The organism is Desulfobacterales bacterium, from assembly GCA_034520365.1.
Lineage (GTDB): Bacteria > Desulfobacterota > Desulfobacteria > Desulfobacterales > Desulfosalsimonadaceae > M55B175.
In genome coordinates, this window is record JAXHNP010000007.1 from 62,726 (window position 1) to 79,628 (window position 16,903).

A 16,903-nucleotide genomic window follows, 5' to 3' on the forward strand; every position below is an offset into this window, starting at 1 on the left:
TGTAGTTGCCATTGAAAAACGGATTGATAAAATGAAAAACAATTAAAGCAAAAATTTTAGAATAAATAAAGAAAAAAATCGGAAAGATAAAAATTTAAATATTTGACTGAACAAAAAACCTTATCCTGCCCTCAGAATTTGAAGTTCATGGTAAGCACTTTAAAAAGGCCCTGTCAGTTATCCAATTAAAAGGAGAAGCACAAGATGTGGTGGTGGTTTTAGGAGGGCCAGGGTCCCGGATTACTGTCTTTTCTGTTTGACTGTCCGGAGCGGCGTAGATGCTTGCATAAATATCGTTTTTGCACGGTAAATTTGTTCTATCTATTTTTCAGGCGGGCACGGTGGCCCGCCCTACGCGACAATGCCGACATTTTGATAGGGTCGGCCACCGTGCCGACCTTACATGCGAACAACCCCATGGTTATTGTGTTGTTCGCCAGAACAAATTCACCGTGATCGTTTTTGACCGAAGGTTCACTTTTGATATAAAAAGGCAGGATGGTGAGAGCCCTGCCTTAAACGAGATTTACTATATATTAATCTGATAAAAGCAACATTAGAGCTGGCAAGGCTTTTGTATTAATATCAGTTTTCAACTCCCATCCACTTGCTCCGCCATTCATCTCATGTTTTACGATCCAACTCCCAGGTGCATAATATTCCTGTTCAAAAACGGTTCCGCCTAATTTGGAAACATTTAATTTAACAACACCTGAAAATGGGCCGCTACCAGTTCCCAACGAAGGAACCGTGAGGTCGGTTCCAAGCACTTCTTTAGAGTCCACATCATGTTCGAAAGGATAAAAAACTTGTCCTGCAACTGGGTCGGCTGGCATGGTCAAATAAGCCCCGGCGGCCCCATGCGTTACAGCGACTTCATACATGCCATTGTACCCTTTAAGGCTCCAAATGCATTGATCTGTGTCTTCAGCCAACCACGTATAATACCACTCCGTGTCTACATCTGGATCCGGATCATTGCCAAAACCGCGGACCATGACTTTTACGCATTCGACTCCGTCCACAATTTCCTTGCCAACTGTTTCTATGTAACGCTCATAACCCGCCAGTGTCCCAAATCCTTCATATTCCAGTTTTCCACCTATTGTATCGGCACCGGAAGGCATCAATGGATTGGTAAATGTTGCTGAATTAGCGTCAAATGTATGATCCTTAATATTGGGGTCCCGCTCCCCGGCGTCCACGGCACCATTAAAATTGACATCCTCCTGACCGTCGGTCAGACCATCATAATCGGAGTCCGGATTTAGTGGATCAGTGGTCGTGGAACCAGCATCCCCATCTGGTTGAAACACGCCGGAATCCGTATCCGCATGTCCTGTGGTAATGCCCTGTTCGGTGCCATCCTGGATTCCGTCACCATCTGTGTCGAGATCGCAGGGATCCGTTTCCCCAGCATCAACCACGCCATTGTGATTAACATCTTCATCGCCATCAATGATGCCGTCATTATCCGTGTCCGCGTCATTTGGATCGGTGCAGACTTGCTGTTCCAGCTCATCGGGGAGTCCGTCACTGTCTGTATCAGAACTGGAACCCGCAGCAGGAAAAATTATCAACTTACCGCTATAACCGTCGGCCACATAGGTATATTGATCCTTTACATGCGTTGCCATAGCATAACCTGGCGTGTCATAATTCTTGAAAAGCACCATTTCATTCGGGTTGCTTACATCAACAATCTGCAAGCCATATTCTCTGGCGGCCACATATGCAAAGTTGCCTTCCATAAAAACAGAAGCCGCACCATTCACTTCCAGATATGAAATTCCGGTAGGACTACCTGGAATGGAGACATCAAAGTTCCGCAAATATCCGCGAGTGCTGACTGGCCCTCTCTCAACAACATAGGCATGGTCGCCGTCCACATAGACGCTTTCAACAAAATTACTTGTGGTATATCCTCCAACATATGAGAGATTAGCAGGATTACTTACATTAAAAACTTTAAGGTCTTGAGTATAACTTGCTACATACGCGTAATTACCTGTTACATAGACATCGAGGGCCCGATTGTAAATAGAATAGTCGTCAACCAATTTTAGAGATGAAGGATCTTTGACATCAACAACCTTTAATCCGTCAGTGCCACAAGCGATGAAGGCATATCCATCCATTATATAAACATCAAGTGCCGTTAGTGGTTCCATCTTTCCAACCGAAATTGGAGTTGTCGGATCTGAAATATCCAATATTTGTAATCCATTTTGAGCATCTGCAATATAAGCGTAATCCCCGTCGATAAAGATCCCAACCGCATCCCCCGGCGTCTCATAGGTCCCCGCTAAAATAGGATTGGACGGATTTATAACATTAATAATTTTTAATCCTTCCCTGTTCACCAAGTAAGCATAGCCATCGCTTGAATAGACATCTACTGCGTCTCCTGATGTGTCGTAAACACCTGTCAAAGCAGGTGTTGACGGATTACTGATATCAATAGCTTTCAACCCACCGAAACCATCCGCTAAAAATGCATAGCCTGTGCTTAATCCAACTGACCTTACAGAATCTGCCGTATCATAGGTTCCTGTCAAAGAGGGATTGGCCGGATCACTAACATTTATAATTTGCAATCCAGACTCGCCTGACGCGATATATAAATAGTTAGCGGCGCTTGTTAATCGACTGGCATTGTCAGAGACTTCATATGTTTCCACTAAATCAGGGGTTGCAGGATCACTGATATCAAAAATTTTTACTTTTCGATGGATACCGTCGGAGAGCAGCAAATAGGCATATCCGCAAGAGACATGCACTTTTAAAGGTACTTCGGCTAATTCAAATGCCCCGACCTCTACTGGACTGTTCGGATCTTTGATATCGAGCACTCGCAAAATTTGATTTTGGTCGTCCGTTAAGTAAGCGTAATCACCCTCCACACAAACTCCCCTTATTCCATTTGCCGAGACATCAAACTGATACACTAACAGCGGTTGTGTCGGGTCTTGTACTGAAATAATATAAAGGCCTTTATAGTCATGCGCAAGATAAGCATATCCGCCGGAAGCTGCCACATCACTAATAAAATTAACTGTTTGAAGGTAGCCTTCCAAAGAAGGACTTTCTGGATTACTGATATTGATAACATTTAGGTCTCCTGAAAGGGAGGTAACAAATGCATATTTGCCATCAACGTAAACGTTGTCTGCATATTCAGAAGTGTCACAATTTCCGATTTTTTTTGGGTTTGACGGTTCTCTGATATCAATTATGTCGAGTCCTGCTCCTGCGGCAGCGCAATAGGCATAACCACTTTCAACAAAAACATCCTCATAAACACCGGTTCCCCATTCGCCTATTTTTGTAATCGTCATTCCTTCGGCAGCAACTCGAGAATTTATTAAAAAAACCGCAGCCAATATTGTTAAAATTCCCATCGTCAAACAAAAAATCTTATTGTACGTGTATTTCATTTTTCAACCCTCTCCTCCTGGAAAAATGTGTTATTGACTTCCCGTCTACAATCACGACTGAGTTTTTTCTTCTATAAAATGTAATGCGGTGCCTGTAAATTAAAAAATAAAGCTGAAACAGAAAGATATGATGATAGATCTTAATTTCATTAGCTTCAGGGGCTGAGTGCTGGGTAGAGATGATTTTAAAGTTTGTTTTTCTCACAAACCCTGAAAATAAAAAAGGCAGGGCCTTCGCCTGAAGTCGCTTCCGTCCAAATTTGAAACAAAAACCCCTTCTCAAACTGTCTCCTCGACGGGAATTTTATCCTTTTTCTGGATTCTATTCGGGTTGGTACCCATCCAGAAATCATGAAGTGGGAATGTATAGCTCAGACAGCCCCTTACCTCCTTCCTGTTGCCGCCCACACATTCGAGGCATTGTTCACGAATAATTTTGCCCGAAGGCCGCCCCCCCTTCCCGGCAGTCTTAAAACCAGCACTGGCCCGTTTCGGGATTCCCCTGATCGCCCAGCATTTTGTGGCCGCCACAGTCGCGGACCTGATCTGCTGAACCCGCACATTGAACACAAAAACTTCGCACTGCTTTTTTCTGAGTCAATTCCCTGCTACTGTTTTAATCGGGTTGCTCGTTGGATCCCTTATTTTGTGAGATGTATTCCGTAACTGCATATGCACGTGACTAAGGTAAACACTACATATTGTGATTACAGAATAGCTTTCGTTGCACACCTTCCCGCCGGAATTAGCGACATATCCAGTTATATACAGGGCAGACAAAACCACTCGTCCGCGGGTAATTTTCCATGCCCTTACACTTCATATAGTGGGTGCCTTAGACAAGTGCATACCCAGATTCCGTAATTATACACCCGGTCGGCCAGACCACGCTCGGCCAGCCGATTAAACGATTTGACCACAGCCGCGGTGGCGGCGTGGTAGCGCTTGATGCCGATCTCCGCAAGGCAGAAGACGCCCGGGAGGAGGCGGTCGGATGTCGGGAAGCCGTATATTTCATGGAGCGCCTGGCGATTGGAAAGCTGGCCCCTGTTCGCCAGCGCTAGGCGCAGGGTTTGCTGTTGGAGTGGTGATAGTTTCATGATTGCAGCTCCTTAAACGTGTTTATTTTTTTATAGGAAAGACAATCACAAAGCTTATGAATATTGAATAGCCGTATGTTCACTTTTGATGAGAAAAGGCAGAACCGTGAAGGCTCTGCCTTCTTGAATTAAATTTCAGCACACCTCAATCCGACAGAAGCAGCGGAATCCAGGGCATGGCTCTTCTGGGATTTGGATCTGTTTCGCCTTCATCAACACGACCGTTATAATTGGTATCTTCCTCCCCATCGGTGAGACCGTCGCCGTCTGTGTCCGGATTTAATGGATCTGTTGTGGTTGGGGGATCGAGGTCGGGTTGAAAAATATTGGTATCGGTATCTGCACCTATATCATCTAATGTATAGCCAAGTTCGGTTCCATCCTGAATGCCGTCGCCGTCTGTGTCGGCATTACATGGATCGGTTTCGCCAGGATCTACAATGCCATTATGATTTTTATCTTCATCTCCATCGCTTATTCCGTCCTCATCAGAATCCGCATCATCTACATCTGTGCAATAGATATTTTCGAGTGTATCAGGGAGGCCGTCGCCGTCGGTATCTTCTGGGGTATAATGCAGTATTGTTCCGCAAGCACCAACAGCAAACACATCGCTGTCCGAGCTACCCCAGACACCTTCTAAATAAGCCGTTCTGTCAGGTTTCTCAGTCCACGAACTGCCATCATAATGTAGAATCGTACAAATGCCGACAGCGTATACGTCAGATCCTGAACTCCCCCAAATATCTCTAAGTGACACCTGATAAGGATGATACATGGAATTCCAGCTGCTGCCATCATAGTGCAGTATCCTAGAAGTGTTACTCACTACAAAGACATCACTGCCAGAGGTGCCCCAAACGCCCACAAGATAATTTGTGATTCCACTAATCATGGCACTCCAATTGCTGCCGTCATAATGAATGATTGTGCCTCCTTCACCAACAGCAAATACGTCAGTACTGGAGCTTCCCCACACTCCATAAAGGTAATTGGTCGTTCCACTGCTCATGGCACTCCAGTTGCTGCCATCGTAATGCAGGATCGTGCCATTGTCGCCAACAGCAAAGACATTATTGGCAGAGATGCCCCAGACGCTTTGAAGCCGTTCCGTTGTACCACTAATCATGGGGCTCCAGCTGCTGCCGTCATAATGCAGAATTGTACCATCGGCACCAACGGCATAAATATCATTTCCTGAAATGCACCAAACGCCGTTTAGCGTTTCTGTGGTTCCACTATTCATAAAACTACAGTTATTACCATCATAATGTTGGATATTGCCACGCCTGCCGACAGCAAAGACATCCGCTTCGGAACTGCCCCCGACGTCATTAAAGTATACTGTCGCTCCATTGTTCATTTGACTCCAGTTACTTCCATCATAATTCAGGATGGTGCCGCACGCACCAACAGCAAAGACATTACTGCCCGAGCTTCCCCAGATCCCAAAAAGTTCACCTGAAGCCGCAGTATCTGAAGAGCTCCAGCTATTACCGTCATAGTGATATAGCCATCCATAGCTGGCAACCGCAAAAACATCACTGCCAGAGGTTCCCCACACATCATTCAGAGAAAAGCTATCATTCCCATCATTTGTCATTTCACTCCAGTTGCTGCCATCATAATGGAGTATTGTGCTTTCACGACCAACAGCAAAGACATCATTGCCCGAACTGCCCCAGACTTCGGAGAGCCAAACTGTTGTGCCGCTACTCATTTCGCTCCAATTGCTGCCGTCATAATGGAGGATTGTGCCGCCTTCACCGACAGCAAATACGTCACTACCCGAGCTGCCCCAAACGCCGTAAAGATCAGCTGAAGTTCCGCTAACCATTTCCATCCAATTGCTGCCATCGAAATGCTTGATCGCACCATTGTCACCAACCGCAAACACATCATTGGCAGCACTTCCCCAGACGCCAAAATAAGAGATGCCTGAACTTTCACTTACCATTTCACTCCAACTACTGCCGTCATAATGCAAGATCGTGCGATTTTTATTCCAAATCGTGCCTTTATTACCAACCGCAAAGACATTATCGGCCGAACTGCCCCAGACGGCCCTGAGATAATGGGTGGCCCCAGTATCCATTGCACTCCAGCTGCTGCCGTCATAATGGAGGATTGTACCACAACAACCAGCAGCGAAAACATTATTCGCTGAGGTGCCCCATACATCATTAAGACGATTACCTTGAGGCAGCGGATTTTGCCATTCCCAACCAGCAAACGCAAAATTGGACATAGATAGAAACCCAGCTAACAGAACCGATAAAAAAACCGACACTTTTAACCGCTTCAATTTCATAACCCTCCCTCCTCCATAAAAAAGAAAAATGCCGCTAAATAAGAATAGGATTAAATGGCTTGCGAACTTTGGAAAAATATTGTTGGAAACATTTAAAGCCAGGGGACAAAGACAACATCAACAAAATCTTATTGGTTTGTAAATTGAGAAAAGATTGAGCCCAATTGCATTTAAAGTGAATTCTGAGCATATCTTTCAAAAGGAACCAGCCAGACATATTGATGGTTGCGGCAAACTCCACCCAATACTCTTCTCCGCCTTCCATAGAACCGGCCCCTGATACAGGCCGGTCCATATTTTCGTTTGGAATACCCGGACCGCTTATACGGATTGGTTTTTCCTCGTCCGTGAAATGCGAGAAGTACTCCTCGGATACGGATTCCAGACGGAACTGGAGGTGAAGTGTCACGTCACCCGAGGCGGTCCGAGGCTTGTTTATTCATCCAGCAGAAGCATCAGTACCCCCGGAAGAAGAGCGGATTCATTCATAAAAAAGACGCCGGAAGAACTGGTACCCAGAAACAAGGTTCCGCCTTTTCGTGGGGAAAATTCAAGCGCACTGCCTCTGGCGTTTCCCTCCCAGGCGCCCGCCTGCTGCCATGATGCGCCGTCATTAAACGTTTTGAAAACACCCACAGAATCCATCAGCAGATAATAAGTGCCAGAGGTTTGCGGATGGGCAATGATTCGATCAACAGCGTCATAGGTCGGTGAATAAATGGAGCCATAGGGGATGCCCTCGTTCACAGGATCCCATGAAGATCCATCATTATTAGAAAAAAACACTCCTGCGCCGCTGTCCATCCAGGCACTGCCGCTGCCGAACATAATATGTCCAGCTTTGTGGGGGTCTGCGGCAAGGGCGGAGGCCGCACCGGGTTCACCCTCCACAGGATTCCAGGTCGCGCCGTAATCATCACTGTAAGCATAGCCGTTTATGCGCTCAAATCCGGCGATCAGCCCTGCAAAAATTCTTCCCCCTTTTTCCTGTCCAAAGGCCTTAATATTACGGAACGTATCCGGATCCGCCACCCGGCTAAATGAAAGGCCGTTGTCTGAACTTCGCCATATGGCATCCCCTAGTGTGCCCGCCAGGATTATACCGGGCGCTCCAGAAACAAACAAAATGCTGTCAACCGTGGCCTCGGGGCCTTGGTCGATTTTTGTCCAGTTTTGTCCGCTGTTGACCGTATAATACAGAAACGACGCTTCTCCGCCCGTGGTTTCGGTCCCTGCAATCAGGTGATTGGAATCAAAAGGATCGACTGCCAGTGTTCGAATCGAAATACCGCGGTTCTCATCCACGTCAAATCCCTGATTGATTTCCTCCCAGGTCTTGCCGTCATCCAGGGTCCGCCATACTCCGTGTCCATAAAGACCAGCATAAAGCGTTTCAGGTTGAGCCAAAGCAACGCCGATGCTTCGAACATATCCGTAGCTGCTCATGCCCTCAGAAGAGTAAGTCCAGGTTGCCCCGTTGTCAGCACTTCGCCAGACACCCCGGCTTTGGCTGCCCAAAAGCAGTTGGTTGCCTCCCAGATCAAGGAGCGAATATCTGTCAGGCGCTGTGCGCATCCACAAAAGGGACCATGACTGCTGCTGCATATCAAATTCATAAACCCCTCGAGGTTCAAATACAATCGGGTTGCCCTTTAACCAGGAAGGATAGAGCGGTTTGTCAGGCGATGTTCGGCCGGCACCCCCCTGCCAGTTTTCTCCCCGGTCGGTGCTGTAATAAAAACTCTCCAATGCATTACAAATCAATCACATTTCAGTCCAGCAGCAACATGTAGATGCCGGGATGAATGCCTTTGTTTTCCTCTGAAAGGGGCAGCGCATTGCCATAGACAATGCCCCCGCTCCCGCCGATGGCCACTTTTCCCTCGCTATCCGAGCCGATACCGCCCAGAGATGAAGACATTCCGGTGCGCAGCAGGGAAGCTGCCCCGGCCTCTATTTTATAGATAGTACCCTTGTCTGCCCCAATATATGATTGCTCGCCATCGTTTCCGGTATTATGAATGGCCACAAATGTTTCTCCGCCGGACCAGGCGATCCCGACAAATTTATTTTCCGCCTTTTCAGAGAGATTGGTCACTGCCTGCCAGGTGCTGCCGTCATTTTTACATACCACGGTCCGGTCCCGGCCGGCTGCGCAAACCCATCCGCCGCCTGCCGCCACGCACGTGAGATCCTTGGTCGTGTGTGAGTTTTCAGCACTCCAAGAGCCGCCTGAATAGGATACAATGGCGCCTGCCTTTCCGACTGCATATACCTTTCCGTCATCTGCCAGTGCAACAGCCTTGAAATTTTTGCCCCCACCCGTATACGTGTCGCCCCCGATGATGCCGGGATATCCGAGATAAGATTCCATGTCGTCATCCCATATCCGATCGGAAATGACATAAACATCAGTACCGGACACAGCCACATCCAGAAAGTCGACAAGGCTGCCACCGGATGTCACATTTGTCCAGGCAGAGCCGTTATAGCGTTTGGCAAAATATTGAGGACCACCCAGTTGATGTCCGGCCAAAAAGATATCGTTTTCCCCAAAAACCTTAAAGCAGGTGATCCTTAGCTGCATATCCACCCCGGATCAATTGCAGAGAGCTTTGAACCGTTCCAGGCATAAATTTTATCACCGGTATCCATTTCGCCGGGACAAAGCCAGATTCGCTGGGCGCGCTGGGCAAATTGCCAGTTTTTTCCGGAGGCGATATCAACTGTCAGCGGGGTTCGCTCAGCCCCGTCAAATCCGGATATTTTTCCATAATCCATGCCGATATAATATCCGCCGATACCATCGCTTACGATAATATTCTGGGAATTGTCAGAACCGGAATCAAACAAACGCGTGTAAGTCGATCCGTTCCAGTGATCAAGTTCTCCTCCTGCGCCTGCAAAATACATATTGGTTTCGGATGAACCGGAAATACTGTATTTGGATGCATCATAAAAAATACTGCCGCTATAAACTGTCTCCCAGGCACCGTCTGACTTTCTATTCAATACCTGGCTGGCATTTCCCGTAACAAATACATTGTCGGCATCCGGCCCCCACACGTCATAGAGAAGATCATTAGAGCTAAAATCGCATCCACCATCTTCTTCTTCCCGCTCCAGGCTCCAGTCGCCATTATCATAATGCAGAATGTGCCCGCATTCGCCCGCTGCATAAAAATCCGTGGCAGAAAATCCATAGACGGCATGAAATCCATAATCAGAATAGACGCCGGTATCCACGTATTCCCATGCCCCGCCAACCGTCCGGGCAATTGCGGTAGTGGATCTAGTCACCGCCCAGATTGTCCCGCCGCCGTCACACCAGACATCGCTGAACACAAAATACTGGTCCCAGGTATCTGCGGGCGGGGTTTGAGCTGTCCATTCAGAGCCATCATAATGCAGGATCACTGAACGGCCTGCCGCCTGAACTTCTGAGTAATAATTGCCGCCAACCGCCCAGATATCATTTATGGATGTCCCGTGAATCCCATACAGGGCGTGATCAGTGGGAGTGGGCATTATCGTGAAATCCGAGCCATCAAAAAAGATAATGGTCCCGCCGTCTCCTGCGAAATAAAAATTGTCCCCGTCAGGGCTCCATGCATCATTGATAGTATTGCCAACAGGCAATGGGTTTAAAAACATCATGTGATCCGCATTTTGACCACAAACCGGCTGAATAAATCCAAAAGCAGCCATCATCAGAACAGACACCGCCAGAACCCGAATACGTCGAAAAAACAAAATCATGCGCATATCTCCCATACTTTGCTAAATTTTCTGATCACAGCTTCCATGCATGCGGGGCACCCCTCCCGTTTATCATCAAACCACCTGACGATGATATAACAATTTGATATATATATAATTTTTAATTTTTCTTTGTTTACTGTAAAGTGCGGCTCCAAACAGGTTAGCCAGCATTGCAGTTGCACTGCCAGAAGAGAAAGATAGAAAGCCCCTGGAATCTGCGATCCTGTTGCAAGAAACCGATTTTTCAAAAAATCATAGAATCAAATGACTGAAAAATCAACTTGAAAATAATTAGGGCCTGAACGAAGCTACAAAAATTATTTAACCTGCGGCTGGCCTTGCCCAATGCAACCAACCTTTCCCGGACACCGGTCAAACTAAGTGCTACAATAATTCCCAGGAATCCAGGGATTGCGGACGGCAATATTCTCGAGAGGGTTCCCTGCGATGTTTGCGGGGTTTGGCGGGGTTTCTGTCACTCTCTATAAGTTAATAGGCGCTTTATATTTTGTGGGGTTATTCAAACCCCGCGAAATCCTGCAAACCCCGCACCGCTTCAAGGCGCCGGCCACAGCCATTTTTTGGAGGTCACAGGGAGGGGACGGTAGCTGCCCCAGAAACCGCTTAACAATAGCCACAACCATCATATGGGTGGCACAGTTAGCGCTAATTTTCAGTTACTATAACTATACACGACCAAAACAATTCAGCTAATCCTTATCTTCCAGCAGTAGTGTATTGGTTGCTGGTAGAGCAGCCGTAGCATGCGCATCGATATCAATAAAGCTCCCGGTCAAAGTAATCGTGCCAGCAGAGAAATGCTCGCCGTATTCGAGCGAATTAACATTGAAATCATTGCCTACCGCATGAAAAGTGCCGTTTAGCGTATCTTTATTAATCTCCATATGGATAACATCAGTATCTCGATTGCCACTTCCATCCGAATGTTTCTGGGTTCCCGACATTGACAGGTAAAGCGTATCTCCAATCAAGACACCACCCCCGGCAAATATGACATCTCCATCGTCGGCCAGAGGTATGTATGCTTGCATTGTATAATATGCTCCACCCATGTGGGTAATGGACCCATTCATTGTCGCACTTTCGGAAGTATCACCTTCATCATTTTTAGTAATAGAGATAGTCCAAGTGGTCTCTCCCAAATATTGGGCTGCAGTTGAAATGGATACGACAGTGAACATCAGAAATACAGACAACAGTAAGCCAAAGATAAGTTTTTTTGTCTTCATGAGTCTTTCCTTTCATCATTTTTTTGAGGGGGTTATACTTATAGTTTCTCAGTGTTGACCATTAGTTACTGGAGGAATTCAGTTTATCCAAAGCACTTTTATAATTCAAGAAACAAAATACACCGGAAAACAATAGCATAAGTGATACCTGAATTCTTCAGGTAAACCAACAGAGGTTCCGTTTGTTGGCAACTGAAGTTTTATCGAAAGCAAATTTCAATCGATGTATTCAGAATGGTCTGTTCAGTCGACACTCTGATGCATCTAAGATTGGTGCCAATTGACCGAAACTGATGAAAGAGATTGTTGACCGACATGCTTCTGCCAGTTTTCTCCATGAGGTCACGTTCGAAAGGTCACGGTTGATTTGTTTTGAAAGGCAGGCCGAAAAGTTGGAATGAACTTAACCATGGTACCTAACCCAAACCATAAGGCCACCCCTTTTCATTTTCTGCCTCCTCCGGGATGCCCCCTACCGCCATGTTTCCGGATTGAAGTCAGCCCATGTTAATTAACTCATTGCCTCTGGCCATTTTAACCTTTCAGTTCCGTTTTCAATCAGCTTATTAATATCAGATTCACGCCAGCAGGTGGTACGAGGGCCGAGCTTGATGGGCTGGGGGTAACGACCCTCCTTAACTCCTTTATACCATGAGCTTCTTGAAATGGGAATTATTGCCAGGACTTCTTTGCCCCTCAATAATCTGTCTGTCATTGCAAAAGCTCCTTTTGTTTAACGGTTTCATTTTTGGGTGGCACAGGTGGCGCTAATTATAACTTTTTATAACTCTATACACCCTACCCCCATCTCCCCCAGTTACAAGAAAAAAACGGTTTATATCCATGTCAGAACTATGTGCCACCTGCGCCACCCAGGCGAATCTTGTGACAGGGATTAAGGGGGTGGCGGTTATTTATGCGTGGGGGGTTGGACACCTGTCCGACACCGGGGGGTGCATCAAATCCCGCCTGATATAGGAATCTTCGAGTCAGGAGGGTGTATATTCTCAATATAGAGCTGACCTTAATATATGGGGGTCGGCCTTAAATCTGAAAAATCAAATCTGAAAAATCAGGATTTTGTTTGAGAGTGCTGAGCGGCGCAGGTGCCAATATAACTGAAGGTTCAATGCAGCGTACTGGCTTAAGTGCGATCAGATTATATTAGTGCGCTTATTCCTTTTCTTTCCATAATATCCAATAGTTTTTTGGATGCACCCGCTGGTTTTTTGCTGCCCTGTTCCCATTTTTGAACGGTTGAAGGGCTAATATTAAAAAGACTGGCAAGCGCCGCTTGGCTTAACCGGAATTTTTTCCGTATGGAAATAATTCTTTCAGGGGTATATTCCTGTACTTCAGGTACATGCGTATTCCGGCGAAGTCGGCCACTCATTCCGGGCGATTTCGGCCGCCTGTTCCGGACGAAGTCGGCCACCTGTTCCGATTGATTCCGGCCACTCGTTCCGGATGATGTCGGCCACTTTTTCGGAGCAAAGCGACGCTGTCTTTTCCTTCACAAATTACTCGCTTTAAGTCAACTTTCTTTTTTTCTTCCGCATAGAGTCTCCTTTCAGATTGATTTTGTATGCATTGTGAACCAGGCGGTCGAGGATGGCATCGGCCAGGGTCGGATCATCGATGACCTCGTGCCAATGCGATACCGGCAGCTGGCTGGTGATTACTGTTGAGTGGATCTCACAGCGATCCTCTATGATTTCAAGAAAATCCCGCTGCTGCTCCTTGGTAAGGTTTGATAAGCCCCAGTCATCGAGGATTAATAAGTGCGTTTTGGCAAAGCCGGCCAAAAGTTTGCCGTAACGGCCGTCGCCTTTGGCCAGACTCAGCTCGGAGAACAATTTCGGCACCCGCAGATACAACGCACTGTATCCTTCCAGACAGGCCTTGTGGGCAAGTGCGCAGGCCAAATACGATTTTCCGATCCCGGTCGGCCCGGTGATAAATACATTGTGACGGGCTTTTAACCATTCGCAGGCGGCAAGCGATAATATGAACTGCTTATCCAGCCCCCGGGGATAGGTATAATCTATGTCCTCCATACTGGTCTGATGCCGCAGCTTGGCTTTTTTCAGCCGGGTCTTTAGCTGTCTATCCTGCCTTTCTGTATGTTCTCGATCCACAAGCAGACCCAAGCGTTCTTCAAAGGAGAACTTTTCGATATCAGCCGTCTGCAGTTGCTCTTCAAATGCCTTTCGCATGCCGTAGAACTTCATTGCCTGTAATTTGTCCATAATCGGATGGGTCAACATGATATATTTTCCTTTTTTATCTTTTCAAAGTTTAATGAATAGGCTATATTGATATCCGCCTTTGCCGGAGGATAGGGCAACGCTGGGGAGCGACCCGAGCGCCGGCCAGGGTGACCGAAGTATGAGGGCCGTACCCTGCGTGCGGCCCATCTCTCATACTTTGGTCCATAATGCGTTAACCCCCGGGGTTTGGGGGCAGCGCCCCCAATTAAGATCAGATCCATACCTTTTACTCGTAATATTTCCCGCCCCTGATGTTGGCGTGGTCAATCGGCTTCCCCGAAGACTCTTCCTCGGCCAGGGGCTTGCGATCCAGCCCGTTCTTCAGGATGGACTCCACGCTTTTATAGCTTTTGCCGCCGATTTGATTGGCCCGACAGGCAGCGGCTTCAAGCCGCTCCTCCCCATAGCTTTTGCCCAGCCGAAGAATGCCCAGACAGCTGCGAAAGCCCTGCTGAGGATGGATACGAACAGCCATCACTTTTTCGATCAACTCAGCCGTATGGGGGCCGATTTTACCAGCCCAGCGCACCAGGCGCTCAGGCGTCCATTCCGCATATTGCTGGTGCTTTTTGGGCATATGTTCCTTGAGCGTGGTATGCCGGCCCATCCGGTCGCTTGAGGCATGACTGGCCACCCTTTTGCCCTTATAAAAGCATTCCACGGTATTGGCGGTTATCCTGACGTCGAGCTGCTTTTTCATAAGCTGGTAAGGCACACTGTAATAATGGCCGTCGACTTCCACATGATAATCAACATGCACCCGGGCTTTTTTCCATTGGGCAAACTGATACCGTGCCATGGGCAGCGGTTTTAAAGCCGGCTTGTCCATGGACTCAAACACGCTTTTTCGGGTTCCCGGCAATTTCTGGAAGGACTTGTTGTTTAGCTCAACCAAAAGCTCATCGATCGCCCGGTTTAACTCGGTGACACTGAAGAACGTCCGGTTGCGAAGCCTAGCCAAAATCCAGCGTTCCACAATCTGGACGCTGACCTCAGCCTTGGCTTTATCCTTGGGTGCCCGGACCCGGGCCGGGATAACAGCGGTGTCATAATGATTGGCCATATCCAGATACGTGGGGTTTAGATCCGGCTCATATCGACAGGCCTTGTTCACACCGCTTTTGAGATTATCGGGGATGACCAGCTCCGGCACACCGCCTAAAAATTCAAATACCCGGACATGGGAATCAATCCAGTCCGACAGGTTTTGACTCAAGCTTGCTTCGGCGTAGGTGTAATTGGAAGCGCCCATACAGGCGATAAAGATCTGGGCCTCGGAGGTGGTGCCGCTTCCGGAATCGGTAATCGGCACGGTCATGCCGCTGTAGTCGACAAAGAGCTTTTCTCCTGCCCGGTGGTCCTGGCGCATGACCGGGTCCAGTTTATCGCGCCATTGGCGATAGAGATGACAGAACTGGCTGTATTGATAGCCTTGGGGGTTTTGGGCTTTATATTCATGCCATAACAGCATGAGGGTCACGCCCTTGCGTTTGAGCTCCTGGTGGACATAGGAGAAATTTAAAGGCGGCCGGTGATCCTTGGACGTGCAGGGCACCTGGTCAAACAGGATCTTTTCTAATTGCGCATCATCCATATCCTCCGGAAGCGGCCAGCCAAGGCCCGCAGCCTTGACCCGCTGGATATAATCGCCTACCGTGCTACGGGCGATGGAAGTACTGTTGGCAATCTTTCGGTTACTGAGTTTGCATTCGAACTTGAGACGTAAAACTTCTTTGATTTTTCGCATGGTGATTCGCTCCGCTGGCATTTGCACCTCCTTTGAATGATTAAAAGAGGCACAACTTACCGCTAATAATTTTTGTTCACCAGCGAAGCTTTGCTCAAAAAATTACTTGTGATGGGTGGCCGAAATGGATCGGAATCACCGGCCGACTTCCGTCGGAATCGGTGGCCGAAATCAATCGGAATCACTGGCCGGAATCATCCGGAATTGGTGGCCGAGATGAATCGGAATTGGTGGCCGAAATCATCCGGAATATGCAGGTACACAAAGATTTTCGATATTTTTCATTGTAATATCATCTACTAAACCACTTTTATGTAGGTCTTTTACAGTATTTGTAATTGATTTTGCGATGGATTTTCTCATGATTTCACCTCAATTAAGTCTTTATTGTCTATGGCTATTGTTATCTCTTCAGGTGTTAGCCTCAGCAAAATTTTTGATAATTCTTTGAAAGCAATAAGTTCCTTTTTTGATAAATTTGATTTTTCATTTTTAGCAAAACCATGAATAAAAATTGCCCGATCGCCTTTTTTATAACAAATAATGGTTCGTCCGCCACTGCTTTTGCCTTGACCCGCAAAACGGATTCTTTTTTTATAAAGGTAACCGCCAAGATTTGCTTCGAAGTTCCCGGCAATAACCTCTGTCAATGCATTGGCAAGTTCTTGCTTCGGAATTTTCTGTTTGGCTGCCCATCTTGAAAAATGTTTTGTCATTAGTTTTTTCATTAATCTTAATATAGCACTTAGTGATATATTTTCAACCAAATATTTTTCCCACCAGAATATGGCTATGGCATTTTAATATGAAGAGGTTGCCAAACATTCAGTATTATAGAAAGTTTTAGTGGTGGGAATAACGATAACATTCTTGACCAATATTGCCTGCTTATCAGTAAGGAATGTAAAAAGAATCCGTCAGCTATCCTGTAAAAATGGGGCATACAATATGTGATAGTAACCTGCGGCGGACCAAAGGCCGGCATTACTGTCTTTTCTGTTTGACAGTCTTCACCTTGCTGTTTTC

General features: G+C 46.9%; 14 protein-coding genes. 1 reads left to right on the top strand and 13 read right to left on the bottom strand.

Annotated elements, in window-relative coordinates:
• Positions 1-536: 536 nt before the first annotated feature.
• Complete coding sequence (locus U5L07_14605; protein MDZ7832975.1) at positions 537-3,437, bottom strand: hypothetical protein; 2,901 nt, start codon at positions 3,435-3,437, stop codon at positions 537-539.
• A gap of 935 nt (positions 3,438-4,372) precedes the next feature.
• On the opposite strand from U5L07_14605, the gene U5L07_14610 reads away from it, so the two are divergent.
• Positions 4,373-4,501, top strand: a complete 129-nt coding sequence (locus U5L07_14610; GenBank protein ID MDZ7832976.1) for a hypothetical protein — start codon at positions 4,373-4,375, stop codon at positions 4,499-4,501.
• A gap of 181 nt (positions 4,502-4,682) precedes the next feature.
• On the opposite strand, the gene U5L07_14615 is transcribed toward U5L07_14610, so the two are convergent.
• The 12 genes from U5L07_14615 to U5L07_14670 form a co-directional block, all read right to left on the bottom strand.
• Positions 4,683-6,848: a hypothetical protein gene (locus U5L07_14615; GenBank protein ID MDZ7832977.1), complete on the bottom strand. Its 2,166-nt coding sequence runs from the start codon at positions 6,846-6,848 to the stop codon at positions 4,683-4,685.
• A gap of 34 nt (positions 6,849-6,882) precedes the next feature.
• The gene (locus U5L07_14620; protein ID MDZ7832978.1) at positions 6,883-7,113 is read right to left on the bottom strand and encodes a hypothetical protein; all 231 of its coding nucleotides are present in this window, start codon (positions 7,111-7,113) and stop codon (positions 6,883-6,885) included.
• Between the two features lie 170 nt (positions 7,114-7,283).
• A complete protein-coding gene (locus tag U5L07_14625; GenBank protein MDZ7832979.1) occupies positions 7,284-8,453 on the bottom strand; it encodes a hypothetical protein in 1,170 nt (389 codons plus the stop codon).
• A 166-nt stretch (positions 8,454-8,619) separates the two neighbouring features.
• Positions 8,620-9,435, bottom strand: a complete 816-nt coding sequence (locus tag U5L07_14630) for a hypothetical protein (GenBank protein ID MDZ7832980.1) — start codon at positions 9,433-9,435, stop codon at positions 8,620-8,622.
• Positions 9,426-10,607, bottom strand: a complete 1,182-nt coding sequence (locus tag U5L07_14635) for a hypothetical protein (protein ID MDZ7832981.1) — start codon at positions 10,605-10,607, stop codon at positions 9,426-9,428. The genes U5L07_14630 and U5L07_14635 overlap by 10 nt, the downstream gene beginning before the upstream one ends.
• A 713-nt stretch (positions 10,608-11,320) precedes the next feature.
• On the bottom strand, positions 11,321-11,860 hold the full coding sequence (locus U5L07_14640) for a hypothetical protein (GenBank protein MDZ7832982.1): 540 nt from the start codon (positions 11,858-11,860) through the stop codon (positions 11,321-11,323).
• Positions 11,861-12,371: 511 nt separating this feature from the next.
• Positions 12,372-12,575: an AlpA family phage regulatory protein gene (locus U5L07_14645; GenBank protein ID MDZ7832983.1), complete on the bottom strand. Its 204-nt coding sequence runs from the start codon at positions 12,573-12,575 to the stop codon at positions 12,372-12,374.
• A 444-nt stretch (positions 12,576-13,019) separates the two neighbouring features.
• The gene (locus tag U5L07_14650) at positions 13,020-13,253 is read right to left on the bottom strand and encodes a helix-turn-helix domain-containing protein (protein MDZ7832984.1); all 234 of its coding nucleotides are present in this window, start codon (positions 13,251-13,253) and stop codon (positions 13,020-13,022) included.
• On the bottom strand, positions 13,216-13,377 hold the full coding sequence (locus U5L07_14655) for a hypothetical protein (GenBank protein ID MDZ7832985.1): 162 nt from the start codon (positions 13,375-13,377) through the stop codon (positions 13,216-13,218). Before U5L07_14655 ends, U5L07_14650 begins: the two co-directional genes overlap by 38 nt.
• Before the next feature lie 12 nt (positions 13,378-13,389).
• Complete coding sequence (gene istB / locus U5L07_14660) at positions 13,390-14,127, bottom strand: IS21-like element helper ATPase IstB (GenBank protein ID MDZ7832986.1); 738 nt, start codon at positions 14,125-14,127, stop codon at positions 13,390-13,392.
• A gap of 229 nt (positions 14,128-14,356) precedes the next feature.
• Positions 14,357-15,877, bottom strand: coding sequence for an IS21 family transposase (gene istA / locus U5L07_14665; protein ID MDZ7832987.1), 1,521 nt, complete (start codon positions 15,875-15,877; stop codon positions 14,357-14,359).
• Between the two features lie 359 nt (positions 15,878-16,236).
• On the bottom strand, positions 16,237-16,593 hold the full coding sequence (locus U5L07_14670) for a type II toxin-antitoxin system RelE/ParE family toxin (protein MDZ7832988.1): 357 nt from the start codon (positions 16,591-16,593) through the stop codon (positions 16,237-16,239).
• Positions 16,594-16,903 lie beyond the last annotated feature (310 nt).

Coding starts and splice junctions, on each gene's coding strand:
- U5L07_14605 (MDZ7832975.1), bottom strand. CDS start 3,437: ATGAAATACACGTACAATAAGATTTTTTGTTTGACGATGGGAATTTTA.
- U5L07_14615 (MDZ7832977.1), bottom strand. CDS start 6,848: ATGAAATTGAAGCGGTTAAAAGTGTCGGTTTTTTTATCGGTTCTGTTA.
- U5L07_14620 (MDZ7832978.1), bottom strand. CDS start 7,113: ATGGAAGGCGGAGAAGAGTATTGGGTGGAGTTTGCCGCAACCATCAAT.
- U5L07_14625 (MDZ7832979.1), bottom strand. CDS start 8,453: ATGCAGCAGCAGTCATGGTCCCTTTTGTGGATGCGCACAGCGCCTGAC.
- U5L07_14630 (MDZ7832980.1), bottom strand. CDS start 9,435: ATGCAGCTAAGGATCACCTGCTTTAAGGTTTTTGGGGAAAACGATATC.
- U5L07_14635 (MDZ7832981.1), bottom strand. CDS start 10,607: ATGATTTTGTTTTTTCGACGTATTCGGGTTCTGGCGGTGTCTGTTCTG.
- U5L07_14640 (MDZ7832982.1), bottom strand. CDS start 11,860: ATGAAGACAAAAAAACTTATCTTTGGCTTACTGTTGTCTGTATTTCTG.
- U5L07_14645 (MDZ7832983.1), bottom strand. CDS start 12,575: ATGACAGACAGATTATTGAGGGGCAAAGAAGTCCTGGCAATAATTCCC.
- U5L07_14650 (MDZ7832984.1), bottom strand. CDS start 13,253: ATGAGTGGCCGACTTCGCCGGAATACGCATGTACCTGAAGTACAGGAA.
- istB (MDZ7832986.1), bottom strand. CDS start 14,127: ATGTTGACCCATCCGATTATGGACAAATTACAGGCAATGAAGTTCTAC.
- istA (MDZ7832987.1), bottom strand. CDS start 15,877: ATGCGAAAAATCAAAGAAGTTTTACGTCTCAAGTTCGAATGCAAACTC.
- U5L07_14670 (MDZ7832988.1), bottom strand. CDS start 16,593: ATGACAAAACATTTTTCAAGATGGGCAGCCAAACAGAAAATTCCGAAG.